Origin of the sequence: Staphylococcus sp. GDY8P57P (assembly GCF_017892585.1) — a bacterium.
GTDB lineage: Bacteria > Bacillota > Bacilli > Staphylococcales > Staphylococcaceae > Staphylococcus > Staphylococcus borealis.
The window spans coordinates 1-600 of sequence record NZ_JAESLK010000110.1 but is presented as its reverse complement, the minus strand read 5'-3'; the positions used below and the strand labels follow the sequence as shown (position 1 = coordinate 600).

The window sequence follows — 600 nt, the reverse complement described above, 5'->3', positions numbered from 1 at the left end:
AGAAAACCAAAAAAAGCATACGGTACAACATATACAACACCCCATAAATATCTCCAAATGCTCTCTTTTGTCGCTATCTCATGATTAATAAAGTCATAACCTTGTGAAATGCCAAAAAACGCACTAATCGGACCGGTTACCAACGAAACTAAAGCAATGATTGCCACAACAAAAAATAAAGATACAACGCCTTTCGTCATAATATTTAATGATTTATTTAAATTCTCAACAATCATATCGTTTTTATCTAAGCGATCCGTAATCGCCTTTTTGTATTCGTTTGTTTCTTTTCTGGCTTGGTCATTATGTTTTTTATAATGCTCTAATAAATAACTTGCTTGTTTATCTAAGTCTTTAAATTTTTCATCAAAGGCTTGTTTAAAATCTTGTTCTTGGTTGTCTGTATCCAATTTTCTTAAATAACTTCTCGCTACACTTATAAATTTATCCTCGGTATTTTTAGTTGCTTGATTAAAGTTCGAGGTCGAATCCTTTAGATTCTCTAACAAGGCTTTGTGATTCTTTTCTCTCTCTTTCTCGTTCTTCTTTATCTCGGAGAGATTTCTCATGATCAAGTCTTGCTGCTTCAGAACTTCTTCT

General features: G+C 32.5%; 1 protein-coding gene. It reads right to left on the bottom strand.

Features of this window, described 5'->3' with window-relative positions:
• Window positions 1-410: DUF334 domain-containing protein (locus KA878_RS13785; RefSeq protein WP_312884020.1), on the bottom strand; the 410-nt coding region annotated here is incomplete at its 3' end.
• Between the last annotated feature and the right edge of the window lie 190 nt (window positions 411-600).